The 14,673-nt window shown below is 63.1% G+C and carries 11 protein-coding genes; 5 read left to right on the top strand and 6 right to left on the bottom strand.

The window, feature by feature from the left end:
• Positions 1–32 precede the first annotated feature (32 nt).
• On the top strand, positions 33–527 hold the full coding sequence (locus ASC85_RS12660) for a hypothetical protein (RefSeq protein ID WP_057449550.1): 495 nt from the start codon (positions 33–35) through the stop codon (positions 525–527).
• 450 nt (positions 528–977) lie between these two features.
• Here the strand turns inward: ASC85_RS12660 and ASC85_RS12655 are convergent, their stop codons facing one another.
• From ASC85_RS12655 to ASC85_RS12630, 6 genes are all read right to left on the bottom strand, one after another.
• Positions 978–1,460: a chemotaxis protein CheW gene (locus tag ASC85_RS12655; protein WP_046063247.1), complete on the bottom strand. Its 483-nt coding sequence runs from the start codon at positions 1,458–1,460 to the stop codon at positions 978–980.
• Positions 1,453–7,386 (bottom strand): Hpt domain-containing protein, encoded by a 5,934-nt coding sequence (locus tag ASC85_RS12650; protein WP_057449549.1) that lies wholly within the window; start codon positions 7,384–7,386, stop codon positions 1,453–1,455. Before ASC85_RS12650 ends, ASC85_RS12655 begins: the two co-directional genes overlap by 8 nt.
• 186 nt (positions 7,387–7,572) lie before the next feature.
• The gene (locus ASC85_RS12645; protein ID WP_057449548.1) at positions 7,573–9,636 is read right to left on the bottom strand and encodes a methyl-accepting chemotaxis protein; all 2,064 of its coding nucleotides are present in this window, start codon (positions 9,634–9,636) and stop codon (positions 7,573–7,575) included.
• 172 nt (positions 9,637–9,808) lie between these two features.
• Positions 9,809–10,348 carry a chemotaxis protein CheW gene (locus ASC85_RS12640; RefSeq protein ID WP_014340665.1) on the bottom strand — a complete coding sequence of 180 codons (540 nt, stop codon included), beginning with the start codon at positions 10,346–10,348 and terminating at the stop codon, positions 9,809–9,811.
• Between the two features lie 10 nt (positions 10,349–10,358).
• The gene (gene pilH, locus ASC85_RS12635; protein ID WP_003206465.1) at positions 10,359–10,724 is read right to left on the bottom strand and encodes a twitching motility response regulator PilH; all 366 of its coding nucleotides are present in this window, start codon (positions 10,722–10,724) and stop codon (positions 10,359–10,361) included.
• Positions 10,725–10,772: 48 nt separating this feature from the next.
• Entirely contained in the window at positions 10,773–11,201 is a 429-nt protein-coding gene (locus ASC85_RS12630) for a response regulator (RefSeq protein ID WP_003206467.1), read from the bottom strand.
• Positions 11,202–11,425: 224 nt separating this feature from the next.
• Between ASC85_RS12630 and gshB the strand changes: the two genes are divergently transcribed.
• The 4 genes from gshB (at position 11,426) to ruvX (ending at position 14,620) form a co-directional block, all read left to right on the top strand.
• Complete coding sequence (gene gshB / locus ASC85_RS12625) at positions 11,426–12,397, top strand: glutathione synthase (protein WP_057449547.1); 972 nt, start codon at positions 11,426–11,428, stop codon at positions 12,395–12,397.
• Positions 12,398–12,493: 96 nt separating this feature from the next.
• Entirely contained in the window at positions 12,494–13,390 is an 897-nt protein-coding gene (locus ASC85_RS12620; protein WP_057449546.1) for an energy transducer TonB, read from the top strand.
• A gap of 223 nt (positions 13,391–13,613) precedes the next feature.
• The gene (locus ASC85_RS12615) at positions 13,614–14,183 is read left to right on the top strand and encodes a YqgE/AlgH family protein (protein ID WP_003206472.1); all 570 of its coding nucleotides are present in this window, start codon (positions 13,614–13,616) and stop codon (positions 14,181–14,183) included.
• A complete protein-coding gene (ruvX, locus tag ASC85_RS12610) occupies positions 14,183–14,620 on the top strand; it encodes a Holliday junction resolvase RuvX (protein ID WP_003177497.1) in 438 nt (145 codons plus the stop codon). The genes ASC85_RS12615 and ruvX overlap by 1 nt, the downstream gene beginning before the upstream one ends.
• Positions 14,621–14,673 lie beyond the last annotated feature (53 nt).

The following is a 14,673-nucleotide window of genomic DNA, read 5'->3' as shown; positions in this document are numbered from 1 at the left end:
AGGATCAAAAGCGCGGTGACTGGAGAAACAACATGAACCACGACAAGTACGGGCACGATTTTGAAGATGGAGAAAGGAACGGCTGGGAAAATGACGTTGGATCCCTGGATGGGGTACTCAAAACGGAAGAAACGGCAGAAGGCTCGAATACTTTCTGGTCCGGCAAGCTGGAATGGAGGCCCCCATACATCTTTCAGCCATCGCTCGCCAAGATGTTTACCCTTCCTGGCGGGGAACAGGAGAAAGGGTCTCTTTTCACAAGCTTCAGATACCGTGTCCACCCACCCGAGCCGGGGGAAGCAACAGAAACCGCAATCGTTGTTACTGCGAACGTATCACTGGGCTATTCCGCTTTTCCTATAGACCGGGGAACTCCAACCGGCAAGTGGCTGCAAAGTAATCGAATCGGAGTTCGCTACTCCGGTAGCAGGGCCCATGTATTGATCGGTACGGATTTCGGAGACGCTTTGTCCCGTAAGGTGGACATCGACGACATCACGGTTGTGCGAGTTCCCGATAGTAAATAGAAACTCACGAACGGCTGGCTGACTTGCAGGTGTTTTTACCCAGCAGAGCCAGACCCTATCAAGTTGAAATGATGACCCTGTGGGAGCGAGCTTGCTCGCTCCCACACAGGTCGTTTATAAGATCAGTGCCCACCGCTAATCCTGTGGGAGCCAAGCTTGCTCGCGATAGCGATGGGTCAGATTGCAAATGCAGAATGTGCCGCCTTCGCGAGCAAGCCCGCACACCATTTGATTGGGGTACACCTGCCAATAGCAGGTCGGCTGTCAGGCCGCCTCGCGAGCAAGCTTTGCTCCCTCAGGTTCTGCTCACACAAGTCTGGTTGGGGTACACCCGCAAGAGTCAGGTCGGCTGTCAGGCCGCCATCGCGAGCAAGCTCGCTCCCACAGTTTGATCGAAGTACAACCGGGAGAAACAGGTCGGCTCGCTCCCACATTGGAACTTCGTATGTCTCAGGTTTTGTAGGGTTGAATCAGGCCCGCAGCCATCACCAACTCCTCCAGCGCCAACAAATCCGGCACTTTCGCCACGTGTTCCCCAACTTGCACTGCAGCCTGTTCCAACCCACACAGCGGCACGTCGACGTAGCTCAATTGGCTGTCGAGCTTGTAGGAGCGCGGGATGCCTTGCACCAGCAGGGCAATGAAACGCAGCTCCGGCCTTCCGCCGAGGGCGTTGAGCACGACGATGCGCACGCGCTCGCCAATCACGGTCTTCTGGCCGCAGGCCGACTCGAAGCTCAGCAACGGGATTTGCCGTTCGCGCCAGCTCACCCAGCCCAGGAACCACGGCGGGGTGTCCATATCGAATACGCTGCTCTGGTAGTCGATCAGTTCGGCCACGGCCACGTTGGGCAACACCAGGTGCCGGTCAGCCAATGGCAACAACAGGCCAGTGAGCGGGCTGGTGCGCGAGTGAAGATGCAGGTCATGCATGGGTTTTGCTCCAGTACGCGATGCTGTCGAGCAGCACCGATTCCTGGTACGGCTTGCCCAGGTAGTCGTTGACGCCGATGGCCATGGCGCGGTCGCGGTGTTTCTGGCCGGTGCGGGAGGTGATCATGATGATCGGCAAATGCGCCAGGCGCGGGTCGTTACGCACTTGGGTGGCCACTTCGAAGCCGTCCATGCGCGGCATCTCGATGTCCAGCAGCATCAGGTCCGGGGCGTGCTCGGCCAGCAGCGCCATGGCATCCACGCCATCCTTGGCGGTCAGGACGTGCATGCCGTGGCGCTCCAGCAGGCGGCTGGTGACCTTGCGCACGGTCACCGAGTCGTCCACCACCAGCACCAGCAACGGCCGTTGCGATTCGCCCTCGCCTTCTACCGGCACTTGGCGGCGCGGGACCTGGTGGGGCAAGGCGCGGATCGGCGCCAGCAGGTCGAGAATCAACACCACCCGGCCGTCCCCCAGGATCGTCGCCCCGGACAGGCCTTGTACCGCCGAGAACTGCGGGCCGAGGCTCTTGACCACGATTTCCCGGGTCCCGGCGGTAGCGTCCACCTGCACGGCGACATGCCGCTCGTTGCACTGCACCAGCAGCACCGGCAATGGTTGACTCTGGCCCAGCAGTTTCGGCCGGGCGCCGGTTTTCAGCAGCTCACCGAGGTAGCACAACTCGTAACGCTGCCCGGCGTAGGTGTAGGTCGGCGGATCAAGCTGGTAATAGCCGTCCAGCTCGGCGGGCAACACCCGGACAATGCTCTCGATGGTGTTCAGCGGGATCGCGTATTGGTCTTCGTGACAGTGCACCATCAACGCCCGGTTCACCGCCACGGTAAACGGCAGGCGAATGCGGAAATTCACGCCCTGCCCCGGCGTGGAATCGATGACCATGCTGCCGCCCAGTTGCCGAACCTCTTCGTGGACCACGTCCATGCCGACGCCGCGCCCGGAGATCTGGGTGATTTTCTCGGCAGTGGAAAACCCTGGCTGCAAGATGAACTGCAGCACGTCGCGGTCGCTGATGTCGCTGTCCGGCGCCAGCAAGCCACGCTTGATGGCCTTGTTGCGCACGGCCTCCAGCGGCACGCCGGCGCCGTCGTCGCGGATGTCGAAAATGATGTCGCCGCCTTCCCGGGACAAATCGAGGCTGATACGTCCTCGGGCCGGCTTGCCGGCGGCGATGCGCACGTCGGCCGGCTCCAGGCCGTGGTCGACGGCGTTGCGCAGCATATGCTCCAGGGGCGCAGCCATGCGCTCCAGCACGTTGCGGTCCATCTCGCCGTCGGCGTTGCCGACCAGGAACTCCACGTCCTTGCCCAACTCCTGCGCCACTTGCCGGACGATGCGCTTGAGCCGCGGCAGCATGCGCTCGAACGGCACCATGCGCGTACGCATCAGGCCTTCCTGGAGCTCGGTGTTGATCCGCCCCTGCTGTTGCAGCAGGACCTCGGCATCGTGATTGCTGCGATCAAGGGTTTCCTTGAGCTCGAGCAAGTCCGAGGCGGACTCGAACAGTGCCCGGGACAACTGCTGCAACTGGGAGTGGCGGTCCATCTCCAGCGGGTCGAACTCTTCATAGCCCAGGCGCTCGGCCTCGACCTGCTGGCGACTGAGAATCCGCCCCTGGGTTTCGGTATCCAGGCGCCGCAACTGATCACGCATGCGCTCGATGGTGGTTTCCATTTCGCCCAGGGCCACGCGCCCGTCGTTGACCTGTTGTTCGATACGCCCACGGAAGATCGACGTTTCGCCCGCCAGGTTCACCAGGTCGTCGAGCAGTTCGGCGGAGACCTTGACCATGTCCGCACCGTCGCCCGCCGCGCCGGGGTCCGGTCTTGCAGGCGCCGCAGGCGGGCTGACGATGGGAGTGGGCAGCGGTTCCGGTGCCGAGACAGCCTGCAGTGCAGCATTCTCCTGGGAATGATTCACCGCCTGGATCTGCGCGATCAGCCGGTCCGCCAGCGGGCACGGGTGGCCGGCACGTACTGCATCGAGCATCTGCGCCAGTCGGTCATGGCTGCTTTGCAATAAGGTGAACAACGCCGGGGTCGGCTGAAGCAGGCCGGCCGACAGGCCTTCGTAGAGGTTTTCCAACTCGTGGGCCAGGTCGCCGATGGGCCCGATTTCCACCATGCGCGCACCGCCCTTGAGGGTGTGCAAATCCCGTAGCAAGGTTTCCACGGCCTGGCGATTCGACGGTTCTTCCTGCCAGCGCAACAGCGCCGCGCCCGAGCTGTCGAGGATGTCGAAGCCTTCTTCAAGGAAGATTTCCAACAACTCGGGATCATGGCCGGCGCCGTCGGCCTGGGCCGCTGCGCTCGTCTCGATGGCGTTCGGCTTGTCCTGGCGGAACCTTCGAATGGCGTCGATCAGCGCAACGGGATCGCCCAACGGCTGGCCCTGTTGCAACTGCCCAAGCAACAGGTCGAGGCGTTCATGGCTGCTGGCGAGCAGTTGCGCCAACTCCTCGCTGTAGCTGTAACGCCGGTCCACCAGTCCTTCGTAAAGGTTTTCCAACTCCTGGGCCAGATCGCTCACCGGCCGGATGTCGGCCATTCGCGCACCGCCCTTGAGGGTGTGCAAGTCACGTTGCAGCGAGGACAGCGGCGCGCCGTTATCCGGATCGGCCAACCATCGTTGCAAGGCCTGGGCGGCGCTTTCGAGGATGTCTTGGGCTTCTTCGAGGAAAATCGCCGCGAGGTCATCGTCCATCGAGGTATCGACGGGCGCGTCACGCTCCATTTGCGCCGTCGCGTGGCCCAGTTCGCGGATGCTCAGGGTGCGGCTGCCGTCGCTGCGGATCAGGCCGGTGGCTGACGGGTCAAGGCTCTCCTGGAGCAAGCGGCGCAAGGCCTGTACCCGTTCGGGCTGCGGATGCACATGCTGCCCGGCCGCCAGCTCATCGAGCATGTCGATCAGCGCTTCATGGGCGCGCTGGGCCTCCTGGAAAAATTCATCGCTGACCGCCAGGCTGCTTTCCTCTACCGCACCGTAGAGGTCGAGCAAGGCTTCGCAGAGTTCGTCTACCGGGTGCAAGTCGGCCAGGTGCGCGCCTTCGCCGAGGGTGGTCAGCTCATCGAGCAGCGCACTCAGCTCCTGGCCTTCGCCGGGGTGCTGCTGCCAGCGCTGCAAGAGGCTTTCGGCGTCCAGCAGGATGTCCATGCCCTGGGCGAGGAAGTTGTTGATCAGTTGTGGGTCGCGCTTGGTCCGCAGCGCTTTGTCCGGCGCGCTGTTGGCGGCGTGCAGACGCTCGGCCAGCAGGGCCTGGGCGCGCTGGATCAGATCCTCGGCGCCGGGGATCGCTGCCAGCGGCTCGCTGTGCAACTGGCGCAGGCCGCGGCGCAGCAACCCTTCGGCTTCCAGCAGCAGTTCGACCTCATCCAGGTCGAGGGCAATCAGGTGCGCCCGGTATTCCCGGGCCAGCTCATCCATCGCCCCGGCCAGCTCGGCGATCGGCAGCACGCCGGCCATCGACGCGCTGCCCTTGAGCGTATGCAAGGCCCGCTGCAACTCATCACTGGCCTGCAACGGCAGGTGGTCGGCCGACTGATCGAGAAAGCGATTGAGGCTGGCGAGGTGGCCCTGGGCTTCGTTGTCGAAGATCTTCAACAGCAGCGGATCGAGAGCGGCCACGTCCTGTTCGTCTTCATCGTCCTCGTCGCCGCCCTTGGCCAAGACATGGGCGCGGGCGGCCAAGCGGTCGACGTCGTCGCGCTGGCGCTGGTGATTGGCGGCGAATTCGGCCACCAGGGCCGGCAACAACTGCACCGTGTCTTCAATCAACTGGCGGACCGAGGCCTGCGGCTCGACGCTGCGCTCCAGGACCCGGTTGAGCAGGTTTTCCACGGCCCAGGCCAGCTCACCCAGCACCAGCGCCCGGACCATCCGGCCACTGCCCTTGAGGGTATGGAAGGCCCGGCGCAGTTCGCTCAGGGCGCCGTGGTCGTCGGGATGGGCGATCCAGCGCGGCAGGTATTCACGCAGGACGTCCAGTACCTCGCCGGTTTCCTCGAGGAAGACCTCGCGCAACTCGTCGTCCACCGGACTTTCATCCAACGGTGGCGGCAACAGGCTGCCCGGGGTGCTCTTGGCCGGCGGATTGACCGCCGAGATCGGGCTGGCCAGCACCTCGGCCAAGGATTGCACCGTCTGCGGGTCATCCCATTCCTGCAAGTCCTGCATGACCTGGGCTTCGTTGGGGCTCAACACATCGTCGAGCACCGGCACACGCGCTTCGTCAGGAAAATAACCGAGCGCAGCCAGGCTCCGCTCGACCCCGTCGAGCAACGGCTCGCCGGGGGTTTCCGGGTCCTCGCTCAAGCGCTCCAGGTAGTACTCGAGGCCGGTGATCACGTCGGCCAGGTGGTCGAGTTCTTCCCAACCCGGCTGGGCCTGGTCCAGCAACAGGTGGTCGCGGATGAAACCGTTGCAGGCCTCCACCAGGCTGGCGGCACGGCTCAGGGGAATCATCGCCAGCGCGCCGCGCACCTGGGTCAGCAGCGCCGGCAAGGGCTGCAGTTGCTCGCGGTTCCAGTCCGCGTCGATGTAGTCGACGATCATGTCCTTGGCCTGTTGCAGGCAGGTGTGGGCTTCCTTGATGACGATCTGGTGGATCTGGGTCAGGTCAGTGGTGGGCAGGTGGGTGTCTTCGCGGCTCTCGGGCTCGACGGTGCCGACCATGCCGGCCAGGGTCGCCTCGACGTAGAGCAAGGCCCCGGCGACGTCCATGAGGGTCGCGTCATCCGGCTTGCGCTGGCCCTGGGCGAGGCTCAGGACCACCGCCAGTTGATCGATGATGACCTTGCGCGGCTGGCCGAAACCGAGCACCGCCAGGGTGTCGGCGATCTGCCGCAGCGGCGCCAACAGGCTGTCCAACTCCGAGGCGTGCTGGCGATCGCTGCGCACGAACAGGTCCAGGCGCTCCTTGACCCGGACCAACTCCTCGCACAGCGCGGCAAGCACCGAGCGCATGGCATCGCGGTCGGGCCCGGCCAGGCGCGCGCGTTCTTCGTCGACCATGGCGCTGTCGGGCAGCGCGTCGTCCAGTGAGTAGCGTTCTTTCATGATCTGCATCTGCCCGCTGGGATGTTCGGCCTTGGCAATATAGAACAACAAACTCTTGAGCAGGTGGGGCGGTGCCGGCTGATTGATGCCTGGCATGCCTTGATCCAGCAGGCGCTTGAGTTCCTTGTCGGCTTCCTTGAACAGGCTGCGCAGCGCCGGGCTGTTGGCGATACGCCCGTCACGCATGCCTTCGACCAGCGCCGAGGCCACCTGCCATAACGCATTGAGCGGTGCCCCAACACACAAGGTTTCCAGGCGATGGAAGACCTTGGCCAGGTAACCGAGGTGGGTCGCGTCATCCTGTTCGCGCAGCAGGCCCACCAGGGCCATTTGCAGGGTCTGGCGCAATTTGCGCAAGGTGTTTGGCAGGTCAGCGGGTTCGAGGCGCTGCAAGGCCTCGTCGCTGAGCGGCGCAATATCGGGCAACTCGGGGCTGAACAGGCTGGTTTCCGACAACAGGCTCTCGCCCCGGGCACTGCGCAGGTCGTTGATCAAGGGCAGCACCACCAGCGGCAGGTCGCGACGGGCACCTTGTACGCGGTCCAGGTAGATCGGCAACTGCCCCAGGGCCTGGCTCAACAGGCTGATGGCTTCGTCGCGATGGGTGACGCGGTTGTCCTGCAGGGCGGCGCACAGCTGCTCCATCTCCTCGGCCAGCAGCGCCGCACCGTAGAATTCGACCATCTGCAGGCCGCCGTGGACCTGGTGAATGCAGGCCAGGCATTGCCCTAGGGCATCCGACGCCTGCGGATCGTCCACCAGGCGGTTGAGGGCCAGATGAGCCTGCTTCAGCGTTTCGGCAATCTCGCCCTTGACCCATTCCAGGGCCACATAGTCGTGCCGATCACCCATAACCACTCCAATCAGGAGAACACAACAGGCCTGCGGGGAAGGGATTTACCTGTGGGAGCAAAGCTTGCTCGCGATGCAAACACCTCGGTGCCCGAAGTACCGCGTTATCTTCATCGCGGGCAAGCCTTGCTCCCACAGAAACCTCCTCGCCACAAAAAGCCTTTTCCAACGGATGGATCCGGTTGGTCACCCTTTTTCCTCATCGCCAGCCGCTGCCGCCGCCGGCAACGTGAACCCCGACACCGAACGACGCAGCTGGCTGGCCATTTTCGCCAGGTTGCCAATGCTCTCGGCGGTGGCGGTGGAACCGGACGAGGTCTGCGAGGTGATCTGCTGGATCACGTTCATGGTCAAGGAAATCTGCCCCGCCGAGGTGGTCTGTTGCTGCGCCGCGTTGGAAATGCTCTGGATCAGCGCCGCCAGGGTCTTGGACACGCCTTCGATTTCTTCCAGGGCAACGCCGGCGTCCTGGGCCAGTCGCGCACCGCGCACCACTTCGGTGGTGGTCTGCTCCATGGAAATCACCGCCTCGTTGGTATCGGCCTGGATCGCCCGCACCAGGGTCTCGATTTGCCGGGTCGCCGCCGAAGAGCGCTCGGCCAGGCGCTGCACTTCATCGGCCACCACCGCGAACCCGCGCCCGGCATCACCGGCCATGGACGCCTGGATGGCGGCGTTGAGGGCCAGGATGTTGGTCTGGTCGGCGATGTCGTCGATCAGGCTGACAATGTCGCCGATTTCCTGGGATGACTCACCCAAGCGCTTGATACGCTTGGCGGTGTCCTGGATCTGCTCGCGAATGTTGTCCATGCCATGAATGGTGTTGTGCACCACCTCGTTGCCCTTGTTGGCAATCTCCACTGACCGCTCGGCCACCGCCGACGACTCGGCGGCATTGGCCGATACCTGGTCGATGGACTGGGCCATTTCATTAATTGAAGTCGAAGCTTCGGAAATTTGCTGGGCCTGGTGCTCGGAGGCCTGGGCCAGGTGCATCGCCGTGGCCTGGGTTTCCTGCACCGCAGCGGCGACCTGGCCGGCGGTGAGGTTGATGGTCGCCACCAGATCGCGCAGTTGATCCACCGAGTAATTGATGGAGTCGGCGATGGTGCCGGTGAAGTCCTCGGTGACCGAGGCCGTGACGGTCAGGTCGCCATCGGCCAGGTCTTCGATTTCATCCAGCAACCGCATGATCGCGTTCTGGTTGCGTTCGTTCTTTTGTGCGGTTTCGTGCAACTGGCGGTTGGTTTCGCGGACCATCACCAGGCCAATCAGGATGATCGACATCAGCGCCAGCAAACCCAGCACATAGCCGCCGATGGTATTGACGGAACGCCCACCGGCGAGGTTTTCGAAGGCCGTGGCCAGGTGCGAGGCCTCGTCGAGCAGGGTCTGCGACAGGTTGAAGATGTTGCCGGCCGATTCACGGACCTTGAACAGCTCCGGGGAGGTCTCGAGGATTTCGTCCACCGAACCGGAGACGAACTCGAAGAGCTCGCTGATTTCGCTCAGGCGTGCCCGGGCATCGCGGTCCTGGACCTGGGATATCTTCAGGGCCGGGTCACCTTGCAACATGCCATTGAGTACCTGGCCAAAACGCGCGGCGTCGCGACCGAAGGTATCAGCGGCCTGGCTGGCGTTTTCGTCCCCCGCCAGCACGGTATTCACCGCGCCGAGGATCCGCTCGGCCAGCAACGACTGGCGCTGGGCCATGGCCACCTGGGCGGCCGGTGCGCCGCGTTGCAGCAGGATCTCGACGACTTTTTCGTACTCGACCTGCAACTGCGGCACGGTTTCGGCCAGGGTCGCCGCCACCTGGTGCAGCGACAACACGGTCTGTTCACTGGAGAGGATGGCATCGGTGTTCTTGAGCAGGCGCTCCCAATCCAGCTGCACGGCGCGCATCTGCGGACGCAGGGTGGCCGGCGCAGGGGGCAGGCCGGTCACCGGGTCGCCCTGTTTCAGGGAGCCCCAGCGCTGGGCGAAGTCATTGCGCGCATCGCTCAGCAGCTTGAACGCCGCGGGCTTGCCGGCGGCGGCCTCGGTGGCGTTCTTGGCGATGCGCTGGGACAGCACCCGCAGCTCACCGGCGTGGCCGATGTACTGTTTGTCATAGGTGGATTGGGTGTTGAGGTAAGCGAAGTTGGCGAACAGCAGCATGATGAAGACGATCAGCGCGACGAACAGCACGATGATCTGCGAACGACTGCGCGACGCTTCCAGTGGCTTGCCTGTTTTTGCTTTGATCATCGGTTCTCGCCTGTACTGCCCAATCCACAATTCCAAGCCCGACCAAATTCCCGTAGGAGCTGCCGAAGGCTGCGATCTTTTGATCTTAGGGCTTATGTCAAAGCAAGCTGTCTGTTGGAAAGATCAAAAGATCGCAGCCTTCGGCAGCTCCTACCCTGAGTTGTGCAGTCACCTAAATCGCCACATCCATGAACCCCGGCGACCGCGCCAGGGCAAACGGGCTGAACACTTGCCACTCGCGCTCGCCGCCAAACCGGCCCTTGACGAAGGCCGCTTCCGGGCCGTCGAGGTCGTCCACCAGCGTCGGTTCCAGGCTGTCCTGGGCAAAATGCTGCAGCCCGAGGACCTCGTCCACCAACAACCCGGCGAACACCTCGTCGTGATCCACCACCAACACGCGCCGCTGCTTGCGCACGCTCGACAGCTCGTGGCCAAAGAACCCGCACAAGTCCATCAACGGCAACAAGCGCCCGCGCAGGTTAGCCACTCCACGCACCCACGGCTTGACCCCGGGCAAGTGCGTGTGACGTGGTTCGTGCAGCACTTCGCTGACTTCGCCCATCGGCGCCACGTACCAGTGCTCGCCCAAGCGAAAGCCGATGCCGCTCCAACCGGCGCGATGGGTCGGCTGGGAGGGCAGGTCCGCCCCCAGCAACCGGCAGCGCCGGTCGATCTGCAGCAGCAGTTCGAATGCGGTCAGGGATTGGCTCATGGCCGCGCCGTCAGCCAGCCAGCACTTTGTTCAGGGTCGCGATCAGGGTTTCTTCGTCCACCGGTTTGGTCAGGTAGTCCTTCGCCCCTTGGCGCGTCCCCCAGACCTTGTCGGTGTCCTGGTCCTTGGTGGTGATGATGATCACGGGGATGTGGCCGGTGTCCGGGTCCTTGGTCAGCTGGCGCGTGGCCTGGAAACCGTTGAGGCCGGGCATGACGATGTCCATCAGCACCGCATCGGGTTTTTCCTGGCGGGCCAGGGCCACGCCATCGGCGCCATTCTCGGCCTTCAGGACCTGATGGCCGTGCTTTTCCAGCATGCCGGTCAGTTTGTACATTTCAGTCGGCGAATCATCGACGATCAGAACTCGTGCCATGGTGTTCCCCATTTTCTTGTTGACCCCAGGCCCGTTGGCCAAGTGTCATTAATGTGCCTGGTGCGGCTGGACAGCGGCAAAGCCCGGAACATGGGCCTGTATCGCGCCCAGCAGTTCTTCCTTGCTGAACGGCTTGGTCAAAAACTGATCGGAACCGACGATGCGTCCCTTGGCCTTGTCGAACAACCCGTCGCGGGACGACAGCATGATCACCGGCGTGGCCTTGAACGCGCTGTTGTTCTTGATCAGGGCACAGGTCTGGTAGCCATCGAGGCGCGGCATCATGATGTCGACAAAAATGATGCCCGGATGATGGTCGGCGATCTTGGCCAGGGCATCGAAACCATCGACGGCCGTGATCACCTCGCAGCCCACGTTGCGCAGCAAGGTTTCGGCGGTGCGGCGGATGGTCTTCGAGTCGTCGATGACCATGACCTTCAAGGCGCTGGGTTGCTGCTGCGTGAGATGCTCTGCCATTGCCACTGCGAACCGGTTTTTAACGCGTAAGTGTGATCGACAGCGCAAACCCTTGATGTTCAAGGCCCGCACGTCACATGGCAGCCTTTTTAGCACAGTCTCCATCGCCGATCTATCGGCCGCTCGGCGCGGTGGTTTTTCCTTGACCGCCAATCTTCCGGGCGCCACTCTGACGCCACTTTTTCGCACCAATATGTGCCCATCACATTTCGAGGAACCAAGCCATGAGCGTACGCGTCGGCATTGTCATGGACCCTATCGCCAGCATTTCCTATAAAAAGGATAGCTCGCTGGCCATGCTGCTGGCCGCTCAGAAGCGCGGCTGGGAGCTGTTCTACATGGAGCAGCGCGACCTCTACCAGGCCGAAGGCCAGGCTCGGGCGCGGATGAAGCCATTGAAAGTCTTCGCCAACCCCGAGAAGTGGTTTGAGCTGGGCACCGAGAGCGACGCGCTGCTGAGCGACCTGGACGTGATCCTGATGCGCAAGGATCCGCCGTTCGACATGGAGTTCGTGTACTCCACCTACCTGCTGGAGCAGGCTGAAAACGCCGGCGTGCTGGTGGTCAACAAGCCCCAGAGCCTGCGCGACTGCAACGAAAAGCTGTTCGCCACGCTGTTCCCGCAGTGCACGCCGCCGACCATCGTCAGCCGTCGCCCGGACGTGCTGCGCGAATTTGCCGACCATCACGGCGACGTGATCCTCAAGCCCCTGGACGGCATGGGCGGCTCCTCGATCTTCCGCCACACCGCCGGCCACCCGAACCTCTCGGTGATCCTGGAAACCCTGACCTTGCACGGCAAGCAGCAGATCATGATCCAGGGTTACCTGCCGGCCATCGTCGATGGCGACAAACGCATCCTGATGATCGACGGCGAACCGGTGGACTATTGCCTGGCGCGCATCCCGGCAGCCGGCGAAACCCGCGGCAACCTGGCGGCTGGCGGGCGTGGCGAGGCGCGTCCGTTGACCGACAAGGATCGCTGGATCGCCGCCCAGGTCGGCCCGACCCTGCGCGAAAAAGGCCTGCTGTTCGTGGGCCTGGACGTGATCGGCGAGCACCTGACGGAAATCAACGTCACCAGCCCGACTTGCATCCGCGAGATCGACAATGCCTTTGGCACCGACATCGGTGGCATGCTGATGGAGGCCATAGACAAGAAGCTGCAAGCGGCAAGCTTCAAGCGGCAAGTTTGATGCAGCTTGTCGCTTGCAGCTTGAGGCTTGAAGCTAAAAACCAACATTGCGTTATCATGCCCGGCCTGTGAAACCCGCGATGTTGGTTTTTTTGTCATGACACTCCCGTCCGATCTGCCCCAAGAGCTCGCCCATCGTGGCGTGCGCCCGGCCGATCGCCTCGGTTTTACCCTGTTCCTGGCGGCGCTGATCCACCTGGCCCTGCTGCTGGGCGTCGGTTTTGCCACGGTCGAGCCCAAGCAGATCAGCCAGACCCTGGAAATCACCCTGGCCACCTTCAAGAGCGAGACCAAACCCAAGAAGGCCGACTTCCTCGCCCAGGAAAACCAGCAAGGCAGCGGCACCCTGGAAAAAAAGGCGATCCCCAAGACCACCGAGATCGCGCCGTTCCAGGACACCAAGGTACAAAAAGTCACCCCGCCGCCAGCCGCCAAGCCCGAAGTGCAGGAGACGGCGCCCAAGGCAGCCGTGACCACCGTGGCGCCGAAGCCGAAAAAGGCCCCGGTCAAGGAAGAGGTCAAGCCTGATCCCAAACCCAAGGCCCCCGAACCCACCTTCGACAGCTCGCAGTTGTCCAGCGACATCGCCAGCCTGGAAGCCGAACTGGCCCAGGAGCAACAGCTCTATGCCAAGCGCCCGCGTATCCACCGCCTGAGCGCTGCCTCGACCATGCGCGACAAGGGTGCCTGGTACAAAGACGAATGGCGCAAGAAGGTCGAGCGCATCGGCAACCTCAACTATCCCGACGAAGCCCGGCGCAAACAGATCTACGGCAACCTGCGGCTAATGGTCTCGATCAACCGCGACGGCTCGCTGTATGAAGTGCTGGTGCTCGAATCCTCCGGCCAGCCACTGCTGGACCAGGCCGCCCAACGGATCGTGCGCCTGGCCGCACCGTTCGCACCGTTTACCGGGGACTTGTCGGACATCGACCGGCTGGAAATCATCCGCACCTGGAAGTTCGCTCGCGGCGACCGGCTTTCCAGTAACTGAACCGCCGCCGAGCCCTGCAGGCTTACCCCAGATCGAATGTGAGAGCGAGCTGTGTGGGAGCAAGGCTTGCCCGCGATGAAAACGCCGCAGTCTCTTGAGGACCGCAGCGCCTGGATCGCGAGCAAGCTTTGCTCCCACAAAGCTCGCTCCCACAGGGGATGGGTGACAGTCCCAGGCATTTCCCGGCTTGTCAGTTCGCCCCCGCCCCGCCACACTAGCGTCTATGAAAAACGTCAGCCCCACCTACCTCAAGCATCACTTCCTGATTGCCATGCCGCACATGGCCGATCCGAATTTTGCCCACACCTTGACCTACATCGTCGAGCACACGGCCAACGGGGCCATGGGGCTGGTAATCAATCGCCCGCAGGAATTGAACCTGGCGGACATCCTGGAGCAGTTGCGCCCCGAAGTGGAACCGCCACTCTTGTGCCAGCACGTGCCGATTTTCATCGGCGGCCCGGTGCAGACCGACCGCGGTTTCGTGCTCCATCCGTCGGGCCCCAAATACCAGGCCACCGTGGATCTGGACGGGGTGTCGCTGTCCACCTCCCAGGACGTGCTGTTCGCCATCGCCGACGGCGTCGGCCCTGAGAAAAGCCTGATCGCCCTCGGCTATGCCGGTTGGGAACCCGGGCAACTGGAAGCCGAACTGGCCGACAACGCCTGGCTGACCTGCCCGTTCGACGCCGATATCCTGTTCAACACCAGCAGCGAATTGCGCCTGGAAGCGGCGGCCAGCCGGTTGGGGGTCAACCTCAGCCTGCTCACCAGCCAGGCAGGACACGCCTGATGGCCCTGCGCTTGCTGCTGGGCTTCGATTACGGCACCAAACAGATCGGCGTAGCGGTCGGCCAGGTCATTACCGGCCAGGCCCGCGAGTTGTGCACCTTGAAGGCGCAGAATGGCGTTCCGGACTGGAACCAGGTCGAAGCGCTGATCAAGGAGTGGAAACCCGATGCCGTGGTGGTCGGCCTGCCGCTGAACATGGACGGCACGCCCAGCGACATGTGCCTGCGCGCCGAAAAGTTCGCCCGCCGCCTCAATGGCCGCTACAACCTGCCCTTCTATACCCATGACGAGCGCCTGACCACCTTCGAGGCCAAGGGCGAGCGCCTGGTGCGCGGCGGGCAAAAAGGCAGTTACCGCGACAACCCGGTGGACGCCATCGCCGCCGCCCTGCTGCTGCAAGGCTGGCTCGACGCCAACGCCGCCCTGTTCGAAACCTGATTTTTTGAAAGCGCCGCCAAGGCGCTTTCTCTTAGCGATAGACCGCGCCATTC

It is taken from the genome of Pseudomonas sp. Root401 (genome assembly GCF_001425105.1).
Lineage (GTDB): Bacteria > Pseudomonadota > Gammaproteobacteria > Pseudomonadales > Pseudomonadaceae > Aquipseudomonas > Aquipseudomonas brassicacearum.
The sequence above is the reverse complement of the archived record's forward strand: the minus strand, read 5'-3'. Positions and strand labels throughout refer to the sequence as shown.